Source organism: Flavobacterium sp. WG21, assembly GCF_000335775.1.
Lineage (GTDB): Bacteria > Bacteroidota > Bacteroidia > Flavobacteriales > Flavobacteriaceae > Flavobacterium > Flavobacterium tructae.
Map to the genome: position 1 here is coordinate 72926 of NZ_AMYW01000011.1, position 22235 is coordinate 95160.

Annotated in this window: 15 protein-coding genes; 9 read left to right on the top strand and 6 right to left on the bottom strand. The window is 35.9% G+C overall.

The genetic code is table 11. From position 1 onward, the window contains the following. Positions 1-76 precede the first annotated feature (76 nt). The 9 genes from C245_RS0110540 to C245_RS0110580 all read left to right on the top strand — a co-directional run bounded on the left by C245_RS0110540 (position 77) and on the right by C245_RS0110580 (position 17139). A complete protein-coding gene (locus C245_RS0110540; RefSeq protein ID WP_026109994.1) occupies positions 77-1261 on the top strand; it encodes an acetate/propionate family kinase in 1185 nt (394 codons plus the stop codon). A gap of 101 nt (positions 1262-1362) precedes the next feature. Then, positions 1363-4107: a histidine kinase gene (locus tag C245_RS0110545; RefSeq protein ID WP_026109995.1), complete on the top strand. Its 2745-nt coding sequence runs from the start codon at positions 1363-1365 to the stop codon at positions 4105-4107. Between the two features lie 244 nt (positions 4108-4351). Continuing rightward, entirely contained in the window at positions 4352-7357 is a 3006-nt protein-coding gene (locus C245_RS0110550) for a SusC/RagA family TonB-linked outer membrane protein (protein WP_017496565.1), read from the top strand. A 4-nt stretch (positions 7358-7361) separates the two neighbouring features. Continuing rightward, a complete protein-coding gene (locus C245_RS0110555; protein WP_026109996.1) occupies positions 7362-8825 on the top strand; it encodes a RagB/SusD family nutrient uptake outer membrane protein in 1464 nt (487 codons plus the stop codon). Between the two features lie 74 nt (positions 8826-8899). Continuing rightward, complete coding sequence (locus C245_RS0110560; RefSeq protein ID WP_017496567.1) at positions 8900-10267, top strand: glucoamylase family protein; 1368 nt, start codon at positions 8900-8902, stop codon at positions 10265-10267. Positions 10268-10352: 85 nt separating this feature from the next. Then, a complete protein-coding gene (bglX, locus tag C245_RS0110565; RefSeq protein WP_026109997.1) occupies positions 10353-12653 on the top strand; it encodes a beta-glucosidase BglX in 2301 nt (766 codons plus the stop codon). A gap of 94 nt (positions 12654-12747) precedes the next feature. Then, the gene (locus tag C245_RS0110570) at positions 12748-13533 is read left to right on the top strand and encodes a glycerophosphodiester phosphodiesterase family protein (protein WP_017496569.1); all 786 of its coding nucleotides are present in this window, start codon (positions 12748-12750) and stop codon (positions 13531-13533) included. A gap of 57 nt (positions 13534-13590) precedes the next feature. Beyond that, positions 13591-15513: a discoidin domain-containing protein gene (locus tag C245_RS0110575; RefSeq protein WP_017496570.1), complete on the top strand. Its 1923-nt coding sequence runs from the start codon at positions 13591-13593 to the stop codon at positions 15511-15513. A gap of 237 nt (positions 15514-15750) precedes the next feature. Continuing rightward, complete coding sequence (locus C245_RS0110580; protein WP_017496571.1) at positions 15751-17139, top strand: M20/M25/M40 family metallo-hydrolase; 1389 nt, start codon at positions 15751-15753, stop codon at positions 17137-17139. A gap of 86 nt (positions 17140-17225) precedes the next feature. Here C245_RS0110580 and C245_RS0110585 read toward each other — a convergent pair whose 3' ends face one another. From C245_RS0110585 to C245_RS0110610, 6 genes are all read right to left on the bottom strand, one after another. Continuing rightward, positions 17226-18326, bottom strand: coding sequence for a PAS domain-containing sensor histidine kinase (locus tag C245_RS0110585; protein ID WP_017496572.1), 1101 nt, complete (start codon positions 18324-18326; stop codon positions 17226-17228). Between the two features lie 197 nt (positions 18327-18523). Further along, positions 18524-19207 (bottom strand): YiiX family permuted papain-like enzyme, encoded by a 684-nt coding sequence (locus tag C245_RS0110590; RefSeq protein ID WP_017496573.1) that lies wholly within the window; start codon positions 19205-19207, stop codon positions 18524-18526. Positions 19208-19409: 202 nt separating this feature from the next. Then, positions 19410-20315 carry a hypothetical protein gene (locus C245_RS0110595; RefSeq protein ID WP_017496574.1) on the bottom strand — a complete coding sequence of 302 codons (906 nt, stop codon included), beginning with the start codon at positions 20313-20315 and terminating at the stop codon, positions 19410-19412. A gap of 18 nt (positions 20316-20333) precedes the next feature. Next, the gene (kdsA, locus tag C245_RS0110600; protein ID WP_017496575.1) at positions 20334-21152 is read right to left on the bottom strand and encodes a 3-deoxy-8-phosphooctulonate synthase; all 819 of its coding nucleotides are present in this window, start codon (positions 21150-21152) and stop codon (positions 20334-20336) included. A 254-nt stretch (positions 21153-21406) separates the two neighbouring features. Continuing rightward, the gene (locus tag C245_RS0110605) at positions 21407-21727 is read right to left on the bottom strand and encodes a hypothetical protein (protein ID WP_017496576.1); all 321 of its coding nucleotides are present in this window, start codon (positions 21725-21727) and stop codon (positions 21407-21409) included. A gap of 28 nt (positions 21728-21755) precedes the next feature. Continuing rightward, positions 21756-22208, bottom strand: coding sequence for a hypothetical protein (locus tag C245_RS0110610; RefSeq protein ID WP_017496577.1), 453 nt, complete (start codon positions 22206-22208; stop codon positions 21756-21758). Positions 22209-22235 lie beyond the last annotated feature (27 nt).

The window sequence follows — 22235 nt, forward strand, 5'->3', positions numbered from 1 at the left end:
TTCGCTCAGGGTGACATTAAAGCTAAAAACAGTAAAAAACTTAGAGACTCAGTCTCTTAGAATCTTAAAAAAAAAAATGAAAATACTTATCATAAACTCAGGAAGTTCTTCAATCAAATATCAATTAATGGTTATGCCTACAAATGAGGTAATTTGTACCGGTATGATTGACAGAATTGGATTGGAAACTTCAAATGTAATTTTCAAAACCCCGTCAAATACCATCGAAGAAACATTGCCGATTGCAAATCATAAAGTTGGTTTACAAAAAGTGGCCAATATGCTTTTAGATGCCGAAAAGGGAGTGATTAAATCGACCTCGGAGATTGCGGCGGTGGGTCATCGCGTGGTTCACGGAGGAAGTGCCTTTAGCGATACCGTGAAAATTGATGAAGCGGTAAAATTAAAAATCAAAGAACTTTTTGAACTGGCGCCACTGCATAATCCTGCTAATTTGGAGGGTATTAATGTCGCAGAAGAAATCTTTAGTGATGCAGAGCAAATTGCAGTTTTTGATACTGCATTCCATCAAACGATGCCAGAAGTAGCTTATAAGTTTGCTATTCCAAATTATCTTTTAACAGAGCATAAAGTGCGTGTTTATGGTTTTCACGGAACCAGTCATAAATATGTTTCTGCAAAAGCAATTGATTATTTAGAAAAGAACTCTAAAATAATCACCATTCATTTGGGAAATGGTTGTAGTATGACCGCTGTTAAAGACGGGAAAAGTATCGATCATACCATGGGATTTTCTCCTTCAAATGGTCTTATCATGGGAACTCGTTCGGGAGATATTGATCAGTCGGTTATTTTTTATATGGTTAAGAATCTTGGGTATTCGGCTGATGAAGTAAACTCGATTTTATTGAAACAAAGTGGTATGCTTGGACTTACAGGCTACAGCGATTTGCGCGACATTGAAGCAGAAGCGGAAAAAGGAAATAAAGACTGTCAATTGGCGCTGCAAATGAATGCCTACAGGATTCAAAAAACGATTGGTTCGTACGCGGCAGCTCTAAACGGTTTGGATGCAATTATTTTCACTGCGGGAATTGGAGAGAACTCCTCTTATATGCGAAAGCTGGTTTGTACTGATATGGATTATTTTGGAATTGAACTGGACGATGAAAAGAATCAGATTCGTTCTAAAGAAATCAGAGAGATTAATGTACCAAATTCAAAAGCAAAAATTTTGGTGATCCCTACAGATGAAGAATACGAAATTGCTCATCAGGTTTATCAGCTGCTTCAAAGCTAGAATAGACTTACTATTATATGGAAAGCTTCTCTGTTGAGGAGCTTTTTTTATGCTATCAGATTCAATATTTGTCAGTATCTTTGAAGATAAAACCGAATATTTTGAAATCGATACTTCCTAAATTTATATTCTTCTTTTTCATTGCTTTTCAAATCCAGGCACAAGAATTACTTCCATTCGTAGAAAATTATAATAAATCTGATTACCAAGGTGACAATCAAATTTGGAATGTGGTTCAGGGTAATGATGATGCCATGTATTTTGCCAATAATCACTATTTACTGCGTTATGACGGTGTCATATGGGAAAAGTATACATTACCTAATAAAACGATCATCCGTTCGATCATGATTGAAGGTGATAAGATCTATTCAGGCTCGTATAAAGAGTTTGGTTACTGGTACCGAAAAGAGGGAAAGATGCATTACGTTTCCATCACTAAAAAACTGCGTTTGTTTGACGAAAAGGACAATGAAGAGATTTGGAAAATTTTCAAGTTTAAAGGTTCCGTTTATTTCCAGTCTTTTAATGATGTTTTTATTTATGATGGAAAACACATTAAGAAAATTAAATTCCCTTTTCTAATATCCTATTGCTTTGTAGTAGATAATGATGTCTATGTTGCTTCAGTTGCAAAAGGTCTTTTCCGAATGGACGGTTCAAAAATAGCCAATCCGAAAGGTTGGAATATTTTAAAAAAGACCGTAGTTCACGCTATTGAAAAGTACAAGAACGAGACGTTTATTTTTACACAGAAGAAAGGAATTTTTATTGTAGAAAAAGGAGGTTTAAGACCCTGGAACAATCCGTTGAATGAAGTTTTAAAATCGGCAACGATTAATGTTGCTAAGTTTATTAAAGGAAATAAACTGGTAGTAGGAACCGGGAACAGAGGTGTTTTTATTTACGACTTTCAAACGGATACCTATAAAAATATCAATCGGAATAATGTCTTGATGAATAATTCGGTATTAAGCATCGGTTTCGATAAAGAGAACGATTTATGGCTTGGTCTGGATAATGGTATTACGCATGTCGAAATCAACTCTCCGATTTCTTTCTTTTATGATAATTCAGGACTTTTGGGTTCTGTTTATTCTGTCGCAGCTATCGATAAGGGATATCTGATTGCTTCCAATCACGGAGTTTTCGAATTTGTTTCCGGTAAGTTTAATATGTTGCCCAATACACAGGGGCAGGCCTGGAATATTAGTAAAATTGGTACCAAGTATATTATAGGTCATAATGATGGAACTTTTTGTTACGAAAATGGTTCATTGGTTAAAATCAATAACAGAAGCGGAGGATGGAACTTGACAAAAAGCAGTATCAATAATACTTATTTTCAATCGACTTACAGCGGTGTTGTGGCTTATAATGATATTGCGGTACCAACTGAGAACAAAGTTATTAATGATCTTTCAAAACCTATCAAGTATGTGGCTCAGAATCAGAAAAATGAAATCTGGGCTGCAGATAATTACCGCGGATTGTATCGTGTATTGTACGATGATAACTATAAGACTAAAAAAGTTGAAAATATAACACAGCAGAGTAAAATTAAGAATGATTTTGGTGTAAAGATTTTTGAATTTAGAAATGAAATTCTTTTCCTAATCAATAATGTTTGGTATACCTATAATTCGATTAGCGGCAGTCTTGAAGAAAATGAGCTGTTTAATTCTAATTTTAAGAATATAAGTGATGTCGTTTCAATTGATGAAGATCATTTTGTAGTGCTTCAGAATGGAATATTGTACCATATATATGCAAAGGGCAATAAATTTATTTGGAATATCATTCAGGAGAAATATTATAAAGGCACCCTGATCAATGATAATCTGAGGATTTTTAAAACTCAGAACCACTATTTACTCAATCTTGATGATGGTTTTATATCACTTCAGCTCACTTATGAAAACAAGCAAAATGCGCATGTAAAGATAGAAGCTTTTAATGATGGAAATCTTATATCAAATGAGGATAAGATCAAATACAACACTGAGATAAGAATAAATGTAATTTCCGGAATTTACGGGGCAAGTAAGCCTAATTTGTTTTATAAAATTAATAAAAACGGCGATTTCCTGCCAATTTCAGACGGACTTATTGTATTGAATAATTTAAGTAGTGGTTCACATGCTATAGTGGTTTACAAACATGATGGTGCGAGTTACGAGGAGGTAGCAGATTTTGATTTTAAAGTGGCAGAACCCTGGTATTTTTCATTCTGGATGATTTTACTGTATCTGCTTGTAGTGGCAGCAGTTTTATTTTTCTATTACAAATGGAACAAGTTACGTTATATGCAAAAACTGAAATTGCAGGCCGAAGAGTTAAAGCATCAGCGTGAAATTCTGGAAATGGAATTAAAAGCAGAGAATGAATTGAATGTTCAGGAGTATGAAAAACACATTTTGGAACTGGAACTGCAAACAAAATCCTCAGAAGTTGCCGGAAAATCATTGTCTATTGCCAAGCAAAGTGAAATGATTGATAACATTCAGAACATCTTGAATTCTGAAAAAGACTTCAATAAACTGAAGAGTGAAATCAAAAAAGCAATCAAAATCAATGAGGTGAACAAACACGAATGGGAGATTTTTGAAACCAATCTGAATCAGATTCATAATGAATTTATCATTAACCTTTCTAAAAAGTTTCCAAACTTAACTCCTAAGGATATAAAACTGTGTGTTTACCTCAAAATGAATCTTTCTTCCAAGGAAATTGCACCTATGATGAACATCTCTTTTAGGGGCGTAGAATTGCACAGATATCGTTTAAGAAAGAAATTAGGCCTTACTCAGGATGAAAATCTCTCAAAGTTTTTATTAAGTCTGTAAGATTGAGATTATTTTTTTAAATATCTTATATTTTTCTACTTCTTTTATTGTATAATTCTAATACATCATTACTACATCATAACGTTATGTTAATAAAATAAAATTAACATTTAAAATGCTGAAATTTAAACTTTTACATTCTAATTTTAACATAATGATGTAGCTGTGTAGTAGTGGTATTTGATGTACTACAACGTTGTAATTGTTTAATTTGGCTCTACTAACTTAAACGATTACGAACTGTATGAAAAATTTTATTTTTAGCTTTTTAGCGCTTTTGCTATTGCCGGCTTATATGTCTGGACAAGCAATTAAAGGAAAAGTAGTAGACAGTAATGGAATGGGAGTTCCCGGAGCAATTATTGCTGCTTCAAACTCAAGAGTTTCTGCTGATGCTGATTTCGACGGAAATTTTGCCATAAATGCCAAAGTGGGGGAGATACTAAAGATCTCGATGTTGGGCTTTGAACCTGTTTCTGTGGCAGCAACTTCCGCACCAATGACTATTACTTTAAAAGAATCAGGTGATACTGTATTAAAAGATGTGGTTGTAATTGGATACGGAACAAGAAAGAAAATTGATAATACTTCAGCGATAAGCTCTATTAAATCTGAAGAGATTACAAAAATGAAGGTACTAAATGCTTCTCAGGCCATACAAGGTAAGGCGGCAGGGGTTCAGGTATCTGCTTCAGATGCACCGGGAAGTACACCTTCTGTAATCATTAGAGGTGCCGGTAGTGCTTTGGGAGGAAAAAATCCTTTGTATGTAGTAGATGGTATGCCAACGGAGAATATCAATAACATTAATGCAAATGATATTACATCGTACGAGATTTTAAAAGACGCTTCTTCCTTAGCTATTTATGGTACAAGAGGTGCAAATGGTGTAATTATGATCACCACGAAATCCGGAAAAGGAAAACTTACGGTAGATGTAGAAAGCTTTGCCGGAATCAGAACTCCTTTGAAAAAGGTTAGAATGGCAAATAGTGACGAATATGTTCGTTATAGTAATATTGCTTACAGTGGTGATTTTCCACAAGGAAGATTTTCTGCCAATCAGCCATACAATACCAATTGGTTTGATGAAATTACAAGAACAGGATCTTATACCCAAAACAATATTGCCATTTCAGGGTCTTCAGATAATGTAAAGTACTTTTTTAGTGTTGGAAATTACGAAGAAAAAGGAATTCTGAACCGATCTGATTATGGTAGAACTACGATTCGAAGTAATAATGAGTTTAAAATTTCGGATAAAGTTAGAGTAACTCAGAATATGAGTGTGAGTACGATAAAAAATACTCCAATGCCTTTAAGCGCTTTTACAAATGCTTACAGACAATCTCCTCTTGTTCCTGTACGTTATCCTAATGGAAAATATGGAGTGCCATTTGTTTCAAATGGAGTGGTTGCCGAAACAGGAGCGTCTTTCAATAATGTTGCGAATCCGGTGGCTCAGTTGGATTTTACAAATGAGAGACAAGAGACTGTTATTTTACAAGGAGGTTTGAAATTGGATTATGATATTTTCAAATCGTTAAAATTCACCTCTCAGTTTAATGGAGAGTTCTTTACTTACAAACAATATAATTATGTAGATAATTTAGGACTTTGGTTATCAGGAGATCCTACTCGTGTAGTATCTGCTTACGACACTAAAAGTTTAAATACAAATACTTTAACAAGAGGCAGAGATCAGTATTTCAACTGGAATTTATCTAATTACCTGACTTATAATAAAGTTTTTGCAGAAATTCATGATGTTGAAGTTACTGCCGGTATAGAGGCCAACGTACAAGGAACCAGAGAAAAATTAACGATTGACAGAAAAAATGTAAATCCAAATTCAAACTACTGGTCTTTAAAAGATATTAATGTTGCAAGTTCAGTAACAGGTTATAAAGATGAAGCTTTGAATCAGAGAAGATTAGCTTCTTATTTTGCCCGTTTTCAGTACAAATTAATGGACAGATATTTACTGACAGGTACTGTAAGACGTGACGGATCTTCTCAATTTGCTGAAGACAAACGTTGGGGAACATTTCCATCAGTTGGTTTAGGTTGGATTGTATCAAAAGAAAGTTTTTTGAGCAATATTGAAACACTTAATTTATTAAAATTAAGAGGATCATGGGGTAGATTAGGAAATCAGAACATACCGTTAAATACTCAGGTTTTTACTTCAGGAGTTGATGTACCGGGTCTCGGCTCAGGAATAACGATCAATTCACAGATCGATCCTAATTTATCATGGGAAATTGTAGAAGAACTTTCAGGAGGATTTGATTTTGAATTGTTTGCAAACAGATTAAAAGGATCTTTTGATTTGTATGACAAAAAAACAACCAATACCATTTTAAATGTTAAACCTTATGCAACTTCAGGATACAATATTTCAACCTATTCACATATCGGAGAAGTATCAAACAAAGGGTATGAAATTGCTTTGCGTTGGGATGATAAAATAAGCGATAATTTAAGTTATTGGGTAGGGGGTAATTACTCTCACAATAAAAATGAACTTACAAGTCTGAAAAACGTTCAAATTGCTCCGACTATTGGTGGAGGTTTAGGAAACGGTCAAAACACTAAAATATTGGATAACACTTCAGTTGGACAACCTTTAGGAAGTTTCTATATGTATGAGTTTGCTGGTATTGATGCGTCAAATGGTAAAATGTTATATTACACAGCAGCGGGTGATAAAGTAGTTCAGTCAGCATTAAACGAAAGAACCGATAAAAAGTATGTTGGAACAGTTTTACCAACTTCAACGTATGGAATTACTCTGGGAGTAAATTATAAAAACTTTGATTTTTCTGTTGATGGTTACGGAACAGGAGGAGCAAAAGTATACAATGGAAAAAAAGCACAGCGTTTTGGTGGTGAAAATATAGAAGCTTCTATGGCTCGTAATTTCTGGACACCAACTAACACAACTGCTTCAAATCCGGCGCCTTCTAATGAGATTCCTTATGCATCTACTTTCTTTTTGGAATCAGCAGATTACTTCAGAATCAACAACATTAGTTTAGGATACAAATTGCCATTAAAAGAAGATCTGTTCTTTAACTATTGCAGAATTTATGTAAACGCAATTAATCCGTTTATTACTCAAAAGTATTCAGGTTTCTCTCCTGACGTCGTTAGTGATGGTAAATTGGTTGAAGGTACTCAGGGTGTTGAGTTAGATGCTTACCCATCATTGAGATCATTTGTTATCGGTGCTAATTTAAAATTTTAATATCATGAAAAGAATATATATATCAATGTTTGTGTTGTCCGGGTTACTTTTTGCAGGATGCGCAGATGATTTTTTAGATGTAAGCCCTACAGAATCAATTCCGTCAGCAGATGTAGAGTTGGTCAATAACGACGCAGGAGCTTCAGGTTTTGTAACCGCAATTTACAATCAGTTTTTAGGATGGGATATGTCTTCTTTTGGATGGAATGCTGTTACGAGTATCATTTCTGATGATGCTGATAAAGGTTCTGATCCTGGAGACACCGGAGCAGATAAGGACATAATTGATGCTTTAACCTATAATGCTTCGACTCCTTCATTTCAGTCTACCTGGGATGCTCATTATGCGGGAATTAACAGATGTAATCAGGCTTTGGCTATTTTTCCTAAATTAGATAAGGTGACACCGGCTTTAAAAGTAAGATTAGAAGGAGAAGCTAAATTTTTCAGAGCTTTTATGTATTTCACTTTAGTAAAAGGTTATGGTGGAGTTCCAATTATTGATCATTTACCAATTCCGGGTTCAGAAGGGGATAGAATCATGCAATTAACGCGTAAAACGCCGGCTGAAGTTTACGCATTTATCGAGAAAGATTTGAATGATGCCATTACAAATTTACCGGAGAAATCAGCTTATGCAGCAGAAGACAAAAGTCGTGTTTCTAAAGGTTCTGCTTATGCTCTGTTAGCAAAAGTAAATTTATATCAAAAAAATTGGCAAAAAGTAATTGACAATTGTGATAAAGTAACAGGATATTCTTTAGTAGCTGATTATGCGCTACAATATAAAAAAGCAGGAGAATTTGGTCCTGAGTCCATTTTTGAAATTAATGGAATTGGTTCAACTTCAAGCCCTGGTTTTGGAATTGGAAACTACTCTGTTTCTCAGGCACCACGTGGTGCAGGAGGATGGGGTTGGGGTTTCAATACACCTACTCAGGGGTTAGCAAATGCTTATGAAGCAGGCGACGTAAGAAGAGCAGCAACGATTATTTTCAGAGGTTCCGTTTTATACGATGGAAGACCGGTACCGGCTACTGTTGCAAATCCAATGTACAATTACAAAGCGTATTCTTCAGATTTCTACAATCAGGAATTTACAGATACCAATCTTAGATATTTAAGATATGCTGAGGTATTGTTAATGAAGGCGGAAGCTTTGAATGAATTGGGACAGACATCAGCAGCAATTCCTTTAGTGAATATGATTCGTAAAAGAGCAGGTTTAGGAGATACTCCTTTTACTTCTCAAACAGATGTTAGAAAAGCAATCTGGAAAGAAAGAAGATTAGAAATGGCTTTCGAACATGACAGATGGTTTGATCTTGTAAGAACAGGACAAGCTCAGGCTGCTATGGCTGCCGACGGAAAAACATTCGTTGTTGGTAAACATGAATTATTTCCAATTCCTACGACATTCTTAAGAGAAGCGGGTGGACTTTCACAACAAAATCCAGGAGGTTACTAAATAAACTTTTAAAATCACTTCCTTCTCCTTTTTGAAGGAAGTGGTTTTTATTCACTGATATTAAAAAAAATATAATGGTTAAAATTTCAGTTTTACTATTAGCTTTTACTTTTTTGAGCTGTAACGGACAAGAAAGCAAACAAACAGAAAAAGAAGAATCGTCTGCTGTAAAATTAACAGATGATGAACTTTTAGCTGTAGTTCAAAAAGAGACGTTTAAATATTTTTGGGATTATGCTGAGCCAAATTCAGGATTAGCAAGAGAACGTTACCATCCGGATAGAATTTACCCTGAAAACGATGCACATATTGTAACCACAGGAGGTTCAGGTTTTGGATTGATGGCTATTGTTTCCGGAATGTCACAAGGATATGTAACGAAAGAAAAAGGAGTTGAGAGACTGAACAAAATTGCTGATTTTTTAGGCAAAGCGGATCGTTTTCATGGAGCATGGTCGCACTGGATAGATGGAAATACAGGAAAAGTAAAACCTTTTGGAACCAAGGATAATGGTGGAGATTTAGTCGAAACATCATTTTTGGTTGCAGGAATGATTACCGTTCGCGAATATCTAAAAGACGGTTCAGAGAAAGAAAAAGCGGTAGCTCAAAAATACGATGCACTTTGGAAAGGAGTAGACTGGCAATGGTACACGAATAATAAAAATGTTTTGTACTGGCACTGGTCACCAACTTACAACTGGCAAATGAATTTTGCTCTTGAAGGCTACAACGAATGTTTGATTACCTATGTCATGGCAGCATCTTCACCAACACACGCGATCGATGCAAAAGCATATCATGAAGGCTGGGCGAGAAGCGGCGGAATAGTTTCTTCTAAAACCAAATACAATATTCCTCTAATTTTAAAACACAATGGGGCCGAGGAATTTGGCGGACCATTGTTCTGGGCACATTATTCGTATGTAGGACTTGATCCGAACCAGCTAACAGATAAGTATGCCAACTATTGGGATCTGAATGTCAATCAGGTAAAAATTGATTACCAGTATTGTATCGAAAATCCAGGGAAATTTAAAGGATACGGGGCTGATTATTGGGGCTTAACCGCATCTTATTCCAGAAATCCTGACGGATCTATTGGGTACGATGCTCACATGCCAAGTAACGATAAAGGAGTTATCTCTCCAACAGCAGCCATTAGTTCAATTGTGTATACACCAAAAGAATCAATCGCTGTAATTAGAAATTTATACGAAAATCATAAAAAGGAAACTTTTGGTGAGGCAGGGTTTTATGATGCGCTTAGCCTACAGAATAATTGGGTTGCAAAACGTTACCTGGCTATTGACCAGGGACCTGAAGTAGTAATGATTGAAAATTATCGTACCGGTTTGCTTTGGAAATTATTCATGAATGCTCCCGAAGTAAAACAAGGTTTGGTTAAGCTTGGTTTTAAATCCGGAAAGTACGGATTCTAGTAACAGGAGCTTATGACAGTCCAGCATTTTATGGCTGGACATTTAAACCAATAAAAAACGAACACAAACAAATAAATATAGTAGAATGAAGAACAAATTAGTCTTACTGTTTTTAGGATGTGCTGTTCTGGGATATGCTCAGAAAAAGAACACTAAGAATACAGTAAAAATAAAACCAAAATCGGAGTTTGTAGCAGAGTTATTGTCAAAGATGACACTGGATGAAAAATTAGGGCAGCTTAATTTACCAACCTCCGGAGATATTACTACAGGACAGGCAAACAGTTCTGATGTGGCGAAAAAAATTGCTGAAGGTAAAGTTGGAGGTTTGTTCAATATTAAATCTGTTCAAAAAATTAGAGAAGTACAAAGAATTGCGGTGGAGAAAAGTCGTCTGAAAATTCCATTGATTTTCGGAATGGACGTGATTCACGGTTACGAAACTACTTTCCCGATTCCGTTAGGATTATCTTGTACCTGGGATATGAATCTGATTGAAAGAAGTGCCAGAATTGCAGCTCAGGAAGCGAGTGCAGATGGTATCAACTGGACATTCTCTCCAATGGTTGATGTTTCTCGTGATCCGCGTTGGGGAAGAGTTTCTGAAGGTTCAGGAGAAGATCCGTATTTGGGAAGTCAGATTGCAAAAGCAATGGTAAACGGTTACCAGCAAAACGATCTTTCTAAAAACAATTCAATTATGGCCTGTGTAAAACACTTTGCTTTATACGGAGCACCAGAGGCAGGTCGTGATTACAACACGGTTGATATGAGTCATATTCGAATGTTCAACGATTACTTTCCTCCATACAAAGCTGCTGTTGATGCAGGTGTAGGTTCTGTAATGGCTTCTTTCAACGAGATTGACGGAATTCCTGCAACAGGAAACAAATGGCTGATGACAGATGTTTTAAGAAAACAATGGGGCTTTAAAGGTTTTGTGGTTACCGATTTTACAGGGATTCCTGAAATGATCGAGCACGGAATGGGAGATTTACAAGCTGTTTCGGCACTTTCGTTAAATGCAGGTGTTGAAATGGACATGGTGGGTGAAGGTTTCTTAGGAACTTTGAAAAAATCGTTAGACGAGAAAAAAGTAACGATAGAGACCATCGACAATGCTGTTAAACTTATTCTGGAAGCAAAATACGATTTAGGTCTATTTAGTGACCCTTATAAGTATTGTGATGCTAATAGAGCAAAAACAGAAATTTTTACAGCAAACAGCAGAAAAGAAGCTCGTTCTACAGCAGCACAATCATTAGTGTTGTTAAAAAACCAAAATCAATTGTTGCCACTTAAAAAATCAGGAACAATTGCTTTAATCGGACCTCTGGCAGATGCCAAAGAAAACATGCCGGGAACCTGGAGCGTAGCAACAAGAATGGAAAATGCAATCTCACTTTTAGCAGGAATCAAAGAAGTAGCAGGAGCATCGACAAAAGTTTTATATGCAAAAGGAAGCAACTTAGATTACGATGAAGAGTTTGAAACTAAAGCAACCATGTTTGGTAAAACGTTACACCGTGACGGACGTTCGAAAGAAGAATTACTGGCAGAAGCATTAAAAGTAGCCAATCAGTCAGACGTAATTGTTGCGGCACTTGGAGAATCTGCAGAGATGAGCGGTGAATCAAGCAGCCGTACAAATTTGGAAATTCCACAAGCCCAAAAAGATTTATTAAACGCCTTGCTAAAAACAGGAAAACCGGTTGTTTTAGTATTGTTTGACGGTCGTCCGTTAGTAATTAAAGAAGAGAATGAAACCGTTCCGGCTATTTTGAATGTTTGGTTCGCAGGTACAGAAGCGGGTTATGCTATTGCTGACGTTTTGTTTGGAGATGTAAACCCTTCCGGAAAACTAACATCAACCTTCCCAAGAAGTGTTGGTCAGTTGCCAATTTACTATGCACACAAAAATACAGGAAGACCTTTGGTTAACACAGAAGGTAAGTTCGAAAAGTTCAGATCCAACTATATTGACGAAAGAAACGAACCATTGTTTCCATTTGGTTTCGGGTTAAGTTATACCACTTTTGAGTATTCAAATCTGAAAATTTCATCTGATAAAATGAACTCAGGCGAAAAGCTAAAAGTAACGGTAGATGTCGCTAATACTGGAAATTATGATGGAAAAGAAACAGTTCAATTGTACATCAGAGATGTAGTAGGATCGGTAACAAGACCTGTAAGAGAACTTAAAAATTTCCAAAAAATAACTCTTAAAAAAGGAGAAAAACAAACCGTGACATTCGAGATCACAGTTGAAGATTTAAAATTTTATAACTCTGCTTTACAATTTGTGGCAGAACCTGGACAGTTTGATGTTTTCGTTGGTGGAAATTCAAATGCCGAGAAGAAAGTTAGTTTTGTATTAACTAATTAAGTTGGTTTATTGATTAGTAATTAGCCCTTCGTAATTGGTTAGCGAAGGGCTTTTTTTTAAAAGACATTTTTTAAACCTTTATAAATTTAAAATAATGAATACTACTAAAGCACTTCGGATAGCATTACTTTTAACATTAACAATGGCTTTTCAGTCCTGCTGTGTGAAAGAAAATGCAATTGTGGCACATCGCGGGGCATGGAAAAAAAACAATCTTCCTGAAAATTCTATAGCCGCTCTAAGACATGCCATCGACTTAAAACTTCCCGGTTCAGAATTTGACGTATGGAGAACAGCCGATGATTCACTTGTCATCAATCATGATGCACATTACAACAAATTGCTTATTGAGGAAACCAATTATGCCGATCTTATAAAGTTTAAACTTTCAAACGGAGAGAAGCTCCCAACCTTGTACGAGTATATTGCTGAAGGTAAGCGAAATAATAAACGCACACTTTTGGTTTGCGAAATAAAACCTTCGGAAATAAGTAAAGAAAGAGGGAAAAAAACGGCGTTGATGGCTGTTGAAACCATCCATAAACTTAAAGCAGAAAGAAATACCTGCTACATTAGTTTTGATTACGAAATGCTGAAACAAATCAGAGAAGTCGATTTTCGGGCAAGTTTACAGTACCTCGAAGGAAACAAATCTCCAAAAGAAGTTAAAGCAGATCGTATCAACGGCATTGATTATCATTATTCAGTATTTAAGAAGCATCCGGAATGGATCAAAGAAGCCAAAGAGTATAAGGTTATTTTAAATACCTGGACAGTAAACGAAACGGCCGATATGGACTGGATAATTGATCATAAATTCAATTATATCACTACCAATGAACCTGAGTTGTTAGAACAAAAGATAAAACAGAAAAAATAGAGCTATTGAAACTGTGTTTTCTCTTTTGGAGAAAATCTTTTATATAAAAATCATCCTATGAAAAAAACATATGTAGTAGCTGTTATGCTGATGCTGGTTAGTTTAAGCAATACAATACTCGCACAAAACACTAAAATTCCCGGTAAAACAGAATGGTTTGACCCCAATAAAAAAGCAACGACCTATTGTAATCCAATCAATATTGGGTACAATTATACCACCGAAAATCACAATGGTATTCCGGAATCCCGACGTTCCAGTGCCGATCCGGTAATTATTACATTTAAAGGCGAATACTATTTGTTTGCGACCAACCAGGCGGGATATTTCTGGAGTAAAGACATGTCGGACTGGAAATTTGTATACGGAAGTTTTCAACGCAAGCCCGCCGACGACGATCAATGTGCACCTGCAGCCTGGGTAGTCAATGATACCTTATTTTATGTGGGTTCGACCTGGAAAAGAGATCATCCAATCTGGAAAACTGCCGACCCAAAATCTGGACAATGGCTGCGACATGTTGATAAAGCGATGCTGCCAACCTGGGATCCTGCTATTTTTCAGGACGATGATAAAAAAGTATACATGTATTACGGTTCAAGCGGAAAATTACCACTTGTAGGTGTAGAAGTAGATTATAACACCTGGCTTCCGAAAGGCAATCAGGCAGCTTATGAAAAACTGTACAAAGCCACCGAAGTAGAAGATATTCAGCGTGCTTATGGCGAGATCAAAGAAGTAGTAGGTTTAGATCCTGCCAATCACGGCTGGGAACGTTTTGGCCCCAATAATGATATGGAACCCGCACCTTGGGGGAATTTTATAGAAGGAGCCTGGATGACCAAACACAATGGCAAATATTACATGCAGTATGGAGCTCCTGCCACAGAATTTAAAGGTTATGCCAATGGAGTTCATGTTGGTAACAGCCCGTTAGGACCTTTCACCTATCAAAAACACAATCCTATGTCATACAAACCGGGAGGATTTGTAATCGGAGCGGGACATGGAAACACTTTTGCAGACAATTATGGCAATTACTGGAATACCGGAACCTGTAAGATCTCCATCAAAGACCGTTTCGAACGTCGTATTGATATGTTTCCTGCCGGATTTGATAAAGACGATGTGATGTATTCGATTACTTCTTATGGGGATTTTCCAATTGTTCTTCCCACCAAAAAACGCAACCAGGAGAAAGGAGCTTCTTCCGGCTGGATGCTGCTTTCGTATAAAAAGCCTGTCACTGTTTCCTCTTCAGAAGAATGCATGGAAGTGGAAACCCACAGAATGGACAATGGAGGTAAAAAAGTATACGAGAAGTTTTGTTACGGGGCGGTTAATTTAACCGATGAAAATATTCAAACCTACTGGTCCGCAAAAACAGCTGATCCGGGTGAATGGTTACAGCTTGATTTAGGCAGACAAATGCAGATCAATGCCTTGCAGATCAACTATGCCGATCATAAAGCAACACAGTTCAATAAGGCAATGGATATTTATTATCAGTACAAAATATTCATGTCGGATGACGCTGTAAACTGGAAATTGGTGGTCGATAAATCTAAAAATGCAAAAGACGTTCCGCACGATTATGTCGAGCTGACGAAAGCAATAAAAGCACGTTACATTAAAATGGTCAACGTTCATAATGCCTCCGGACTGTTTGCGATTTCAGATTTCAGAGTGTTTGGAAACGGATTGGCAGAAAAACCACAGTCGGTTCTTGATTTTAAAGTAGACAGAAATGCAGATGATGCAAGAAACGCTATGATTTCCTGGAAAAAACAGACGAACGCAACCGGTTACAATATTTATTACGGAATTGCACCGGACAAATTGTATAACAGCATTATGGTTTACGACGAAAGTTCGTATGATTTTAGAGGCCTGGACAAAGGATCCACTTATTATTTTACAATTGAAGCGTTTAATGAAAACGGAATTGGTGTAAAAAATGAAGTAGTAGAAGTAAAATAATTCTCATTTTGACCTCTTGAGTGTAATTTATTGTAACACATAGAGTAACATAGGTTCCGTATCTGTAAAAAAGACGTTCCACTTCACTGAAATACACCTATTTCTTTTGTAGTTTTTTTTATATCGGAAGTCTATGTTTCTGTGTGTTATTTTTTTTCGAAATCGTTACATAAAAATACTGGCAGTTCTAAAGAATTTTGTTCCTTTGTTTAACAACCAAAAAATGCTATACAACCTATGAAAAAAACGATTCTGTTAACTGCATTAGTTTTAAACGGATTGACCTCTTTTGCGCAGTCAAATGATGAGAAAAACATTAAATTATTTTATAAAAAGGCCCTGACCGAGTCTAAATGTTATACCTGGTTAGAATATTTGTCTAACGACATCGGAAGCCGTTTATCAGGTTCTGCAAGTGCCGAAAAAGCAGTGCAATACACGAAAAGACAATTGGAAACCCTTGGTCTTGATAAAGTTTATCTACAAGAAGTAATGGTTCCGCATTGGGTACGCGGCGAAAAAGAAACCGCTTATATTTTAGATAATAAAACGAAAACTGTAGTGCCAATTTGTGCTTTGGGAGGATCAGTTGCTACTCCTAAAACGGGCCTTACAGCCGAAGTAATCGAAGTAAAGGGAATTAAAGAACTGGTAGAATTAGGCGATAAAGTAAAAGGTAAAATTGTGTTCTATAACAGACCAATGGATCCGGAAAATATCGAAACCTTTAAATCTTACGGAGCCTGTGTAGATCAAAGGTATGCCGGTGCAAAAGAAGCGGCAAAATTAGGTGCAGTTGGAACAATCGTACGTTCGATGAACTTACGTTTAGACGATTTTCCGCATACAGGAGCTCAAAGTTATGGCGACTTACCAAAAGATCAATACATTCCAACTGCCGCAATCAGTACAAATGGAGCAGAATTGTTAAGTAAATCTTTGAAAGTAAATCCGTCTTTGAAATTTTATTTCAAACAATCCTGTGAGACCTTGCCGGATGTTTTATCTTATAATGTGATTGGAGAAATGACCGGAACAGAAAACCCTGGCAACATTATGGTTGTCGGAGGACATTTAGATTCCTGGGATTTAGCAGATGGTTCACACGACGATGGAGCAGGAGTGGTTCAAAGTATGGAAGTAGTTCGAATTTTGAAAAACTTAAACTATAAGCCTAAAAATACGATTCGTGTCGTTCTGTTTATGAATGAAGAGAATGGAGGAAAAGGTGGCGCTAAGTATGAAGAAGTTTCAAAACAAAAGAAAGAGAATCATATTTTTGCGTTAGAGAGTGATTCTGGTGGATTTTCTCCAAGAGGATTTTCAATTGAAGCAGATGACGCTAATTTTAAGAAAATAGCTGGATTTAAAGACCTTTTTGAGCCTTATTTGGTGCATAGTTTCACTATTGGACATGCAGGATCAGATATCAATCATTTAACCTCTAAATCGATTGTAAAAGCAGGTTTAAAACCGGATTCACAACGTTATTTTGATTACCACCACGCGGCAAACGATAAGTTTGATGCTATTAATAAAAGAGAATTAGAGCTTGGAGCTGCAACCATGACAACTTTGATGTATTTAATGGATCAGGGTGGAATTGTTCTTCCGGCTGCAAACTAAATTGCAAAAATCAAATTCAAATTTCAAATTCCAATAAGGCTGACCTTATTGGAATTTGGAATTTTTTTATTTAGAAGTTTATGTGATTAACTTTTAAACGTGATCGTAAATTTTGCCCCTTTGTTGGGATTACTTTCCACGTCAATATGACCGCCAAGATTCGTTACATGATTATAAACCAGATAGAGTCCGATTCCGTTACTGTCTTTGTTTGAGTTAAATGTCTGATGTAATCCAAAAATTTTGTCTTTTACTTTTTCCATATCAAAACCAATTCCGTTATCCGAAATAATCAACTGTGTGGTTCCGTTAATAGTAAGGGAATTAAAACTGATAAATGGTAAAAAACCAGGTTTTGAGTACTTAATCGAATTGGTAATCAGATTCAGGAATATACTCTTTAAAGAAGTTTTGTTGAAAAGAATTGTTTCTGCCTCCGAAAAATCAATTGAAATTTTGGCTTTCGAATTGTGGACTAAGGAATTAATAGAGTCTAAAACTTCTTTCAATACAACTTCAAAATGCAGGACTTCCAACTGATCGTCTTCTTCATTTTTTTTATCCAGAAGTGCCACATGATCAATTAATGTTTTCTTTAAACTTTGTGTAGAAATTTCAATAATGGAGATTAATTCGAGCGTTTCGGGATCTGTAATAGTAGATTTGTCCAAGAGATCAAAAACGGCCAGTATGTTATTTACAGGAGATCTTAAATCGTGTGCCGTAGTATAAGTAAGCTGTCTGAGTTCCTTATTGAGTTTGGTAAGTTCTGCCAGATGAAGATTTCTTTCCTGTTCCATCTCTTTTCTGAAAGTGATGTTTTTGGCAACGGCATAAACGAGTCTGTCTTTGGCAACCGGAAAAGAACTCCATAAAAGCCAAACGATAGCACCGCTTTTAGTTACATATCGATTTTCAAAATTATACAAACCAATATCCTGAGTAAGTTCTTTGCGGGCATTTGTAGTCGTCAGTTTATCGGCTTCAAGAATAAAATCGTTTATTGGTCTTGAGAGTATTTCTTCTTCAGTATAGCCCAGTAATTTAGTCATAGCCGGGTTTATTCTTTTAAAATAGCCGTCAAAACCGGCAATACACAATAAATCGGGTGAAGAGTCAAAAAAATCTTCAAACTGCGGGAAAAAATGCAGATTATTTTGGGAATATTTAGGTGCTCTATCGATCATAGTTTAAACCTAACTTAAAATTTACTCTGCTAAAATAGTATTAAAATGTTAGATTTATGTTTTGATTTTAACTATTTTGTTAAATATTCGTTTAAAAACATTTTAATACGTTAAAGAGTTGTCATGGGGTTAAAAATGTAAGTTTTTAGAAACGAAGTATTTTTGTTTTATTCGTCGATACTGACAAAAAAGGGCTTTTAGTAGGTGTCAATAACCGTTTTTAGGAGGTCAGAATCAGCCAAATCAACAGGAGCGACCACTTTTTCGTCGAGCGGAATGTTATTTCCGTATCTTTCCTTGATTATTTTTTGTACCCTTTGATCGGTTAAATTAAAATCCTTCAACTGTTTTAGTTTTGACAATTCGATGTTTGCGGCATTTTTGTAAATTTTCCAGATCAGTTCAGAGCAATAAATTTTGGTATCGCTCCATTCAAAATATGCGTCATATTCTCTTCCGTCAAATTGCTGACTGTACGCTTTCATTTTTTGCAGCACTACAGGAGTTAAAACTTTATCCGGGTTTTTTAATCGTTTTACAAGATATTTGGACTCTTTTCCATGCTGAATCCATTCGTTAAAAGGAGTAAGTTTTACAGGCTGAACTGCTTCAAAAACAAACCATTTTCCGTTGATATCGTAAATGATGCCACAATGAGAAAATTTAGAGTTTGTGGCAATTCGTACAGCTTCACATTGCGGAGATTGAGAGGTTTGAAAAATAATATCTCCATCCTGAATTTTAGTTTGTAAAGTGTTTTCCTCTTTGGTTTTGGTAGGGGAAAACGGATTGTTAGGAAAAACTTTCAGCGCAACAAACAAAGCACAGCCAAAACTGAGTAAAAAGGTAATAACCGGAAAGAGATATTTTGATTTTTTCATTTTGTAAAGGTGAAATGTGATATGTAAAATGTAAAATGAGATCTGTAAAACTTGAAACCTGAAACCTGAAACCTGAAACCTGAAACCTGAAACCTGAAACCAATACCTTAACCCCTCATCTACCAATTAGCGAAACAAATAAAGGTCAAAAAAAAATAGTTACCAAAATGATAACTATTTTTAAGTATAATTTTAAGAAATATTAGATTCTGAAGATTCCACCTACAGCAATAATTCTTTGAAAAAAGAAAAAGTCTTGAGAAGCCCTATCTTCGCTGCTCGTTGTAGTTCTAATATCCTGCATGTTGATGTAACCACCTTTTAACTCACCCTGTATGTAAAAATACTTGAAGAAAGTAAGGTTGATTCCCGCTTTTGCAGAAAGGCCATAACCTGAAATATGAAAATCATCATGACGTTCTTTTCCTAAAAGAGTTGTATTGGTTTTAGGATATAAAAGTCCTGCACCTAAACCCTCAGTTAGGTTAATCTGAATCTTATCCGTATTTGTGATACCAAACAATTTAGAAATATCATCATGTCTGGAAACCTCAGTATTAATATAGTTCAAACCATCTGTATGTTCGTACATTAAAAAAGCAGGACCATTTTGCTGGATCTCACCTTTTCCGAAACCACCTTCCTGAGCACCACCCTGAGACATGTCTACAGGTCTATTGTTGTAAACGCCATTGTAAATAGATCCGGCCTGATCAGCAGGTAAATTGATATAACCATTTACATTAGCTGTTTGATTCTGAGTCATCACATATTTCATATGATCCCAACCAACAGAAACACTGTAATGATCGCTAAAAAAGTACCCCATTCTGAAGTTGGTTTGCGGAATCGTCATGTTAACCGGATTTACATAATCAATATGCCATCCTTTAGGTTTATCATGCGCTTTCATATTATCAACTGTAAAGTTGTAGTCTTTCCCTCTGAAATTCACATCAGATTTAGTGTAACTTTCTCTGTTTCCTCCCCAGGAAACGAAAAATTTTCCTTTGTTGTGGGCGGTGTATCTTTGTACTGTGATTTCTTCCTGCGCAAAAGTGCTTACTGAAAAACACAACAAAAAGAAAACTAAAATATTTGTTTTCAATGAAATGGTATTAAGAAATTAAAATGAGTTAACCGTTTTTCTGATCGCTACTAATTTGGTCATTAAACCTTCGAAATAGTCTAAATGAAGCATATTAGCACCATCACTTTTGGCATTAGCAGGATCGAAATGAGTTTCGATAAAGATACCGTCAACACCAACAGCAATACCTGCTTTGGCAACAGTTTCGATCATGTCCGGTCTTCCTCCCGTAACACCGGCAGTCTGGTTAGGCTGTTGTAACGAGTGTGTTACATCCAGAACTGTAGTAGCATATTGCTGCATAGTAGGGATTCCTCTGTAATCAACAATCATATCCTGGTAACCAAACATAGTACCGCGATCTGTAACCATAACATTTTCGTTGTTACAATCCAGTACTTTTTGTACAGCATGTTTCATACTTTCCGGACTCATGAATTGTCCTTTTTTCAGATTAACAGTCTTTCCAGTGTTTGCTGCAGCAACAACAAGGTCAGTTTGACGAACCAGGAAGGCTGGAATTTGTAAAACGTCAACGTATTGTGCGGCCATAGCAGCATCTTCATTGGTATGGATATCGGTTACGGTTGGAACGTTAAAAGTCTCTGAAACTTTTCGTAATATTTTTAATGCTTTTTCGTCACCAATTCCTGAGAAACTATCGATTCTTGAACGGTTGGCTTTTTTGAAAGACCCTTTAAAGACAAAAGGAATCTGAAGGTTGTCGGTAATACCAACTAATTTTTCTGCAATTCTAAGAGCCATTTCTTCTCCTTCTATGGCGCAAGGTCCTGCTAATAAAAAGAAGTTGCCGCTTTCAGTATGCTTAATTTGTGGAATATGTTGTATGTTCATAGTATGTTTTTTTGACAGTGCAAAGGTAGTTATGATTTATGAATAGCAGATGAAGATTTATGTTTTTTTTAAGAACCCAATCCGGTTATCTGCTGTGTAATTTATGTTGAAATCAGGATTATTCCCTCGAGACTATTGCAAGACTTCATTCAAAATTTTAAATGTTTAAGATGAAGGGCAATATTAATGCGTTATAAAAAGATAATAAATGATATTTATCATGTTGCTTGAAAATTAGTAGTATCATGAAAAAATTACTTTTCGTAAGATCGTTTCATGAAGTACTGAATGATTATAACCACTATCAGGACAAACGTAAAAATAAGCGTGAACATAAAAAGTCCAACAAACTCCATTCCGCATCTAAGTGAATTTGGATTTTGCTCGATATATTTATTAGCATTATACGTGGCAATGTAAAAGGAAATAACAGGTACTATTATTTGCGCGATGAGACTAATTATACAAACCGTTCCGAATTTTAAAGATATAGTTTCACCAATTGCTTTTCTACCGGCTATAATTTGAAATAGTAATGGAAGGATAAGCAAAATTAGAGGTATACTTTCTAACATAGTATAATTCTGAGTGTAATTTTATTCCTTAATTGCTCTTTAAACGCAATCCCATTGGAACCATTAAAATACCTTTTTCATAAACGTTCAGATAGAGTTTTACCGGCTTCTTTTGCCCGTCCCATTTCAGCTCATATACATTTAGGAATCCTGCCCCCATGTCGCTTCTTTTGGTTGGGAAAGGACAACAGGTTTCTAAGCGGGTATAGGTTATTTTTTCACCATTTGGACCTGCTAAAGCATTTAAAAAACGAGTTTCGTTTAGAGCTTCATTTCGGGTATTCTGAAAAAACAGGTTTACAGGATAATCAGGGTCGTAACCGTATTTTTTATCGTTGCTGAAAAGCGTAATCGAAAATGTATTGTCTTTCTTTAAAACAAGATCAGGAGCGTTGTCATCGACATTTTTTAAAGTCGATTTTGTGCTTATACAAGATGTTACGCTGATAATGAGAACAATAAAAAGGGCTATTTTTTTCATGGTTTATTAATGTTGGTCCTACAAATG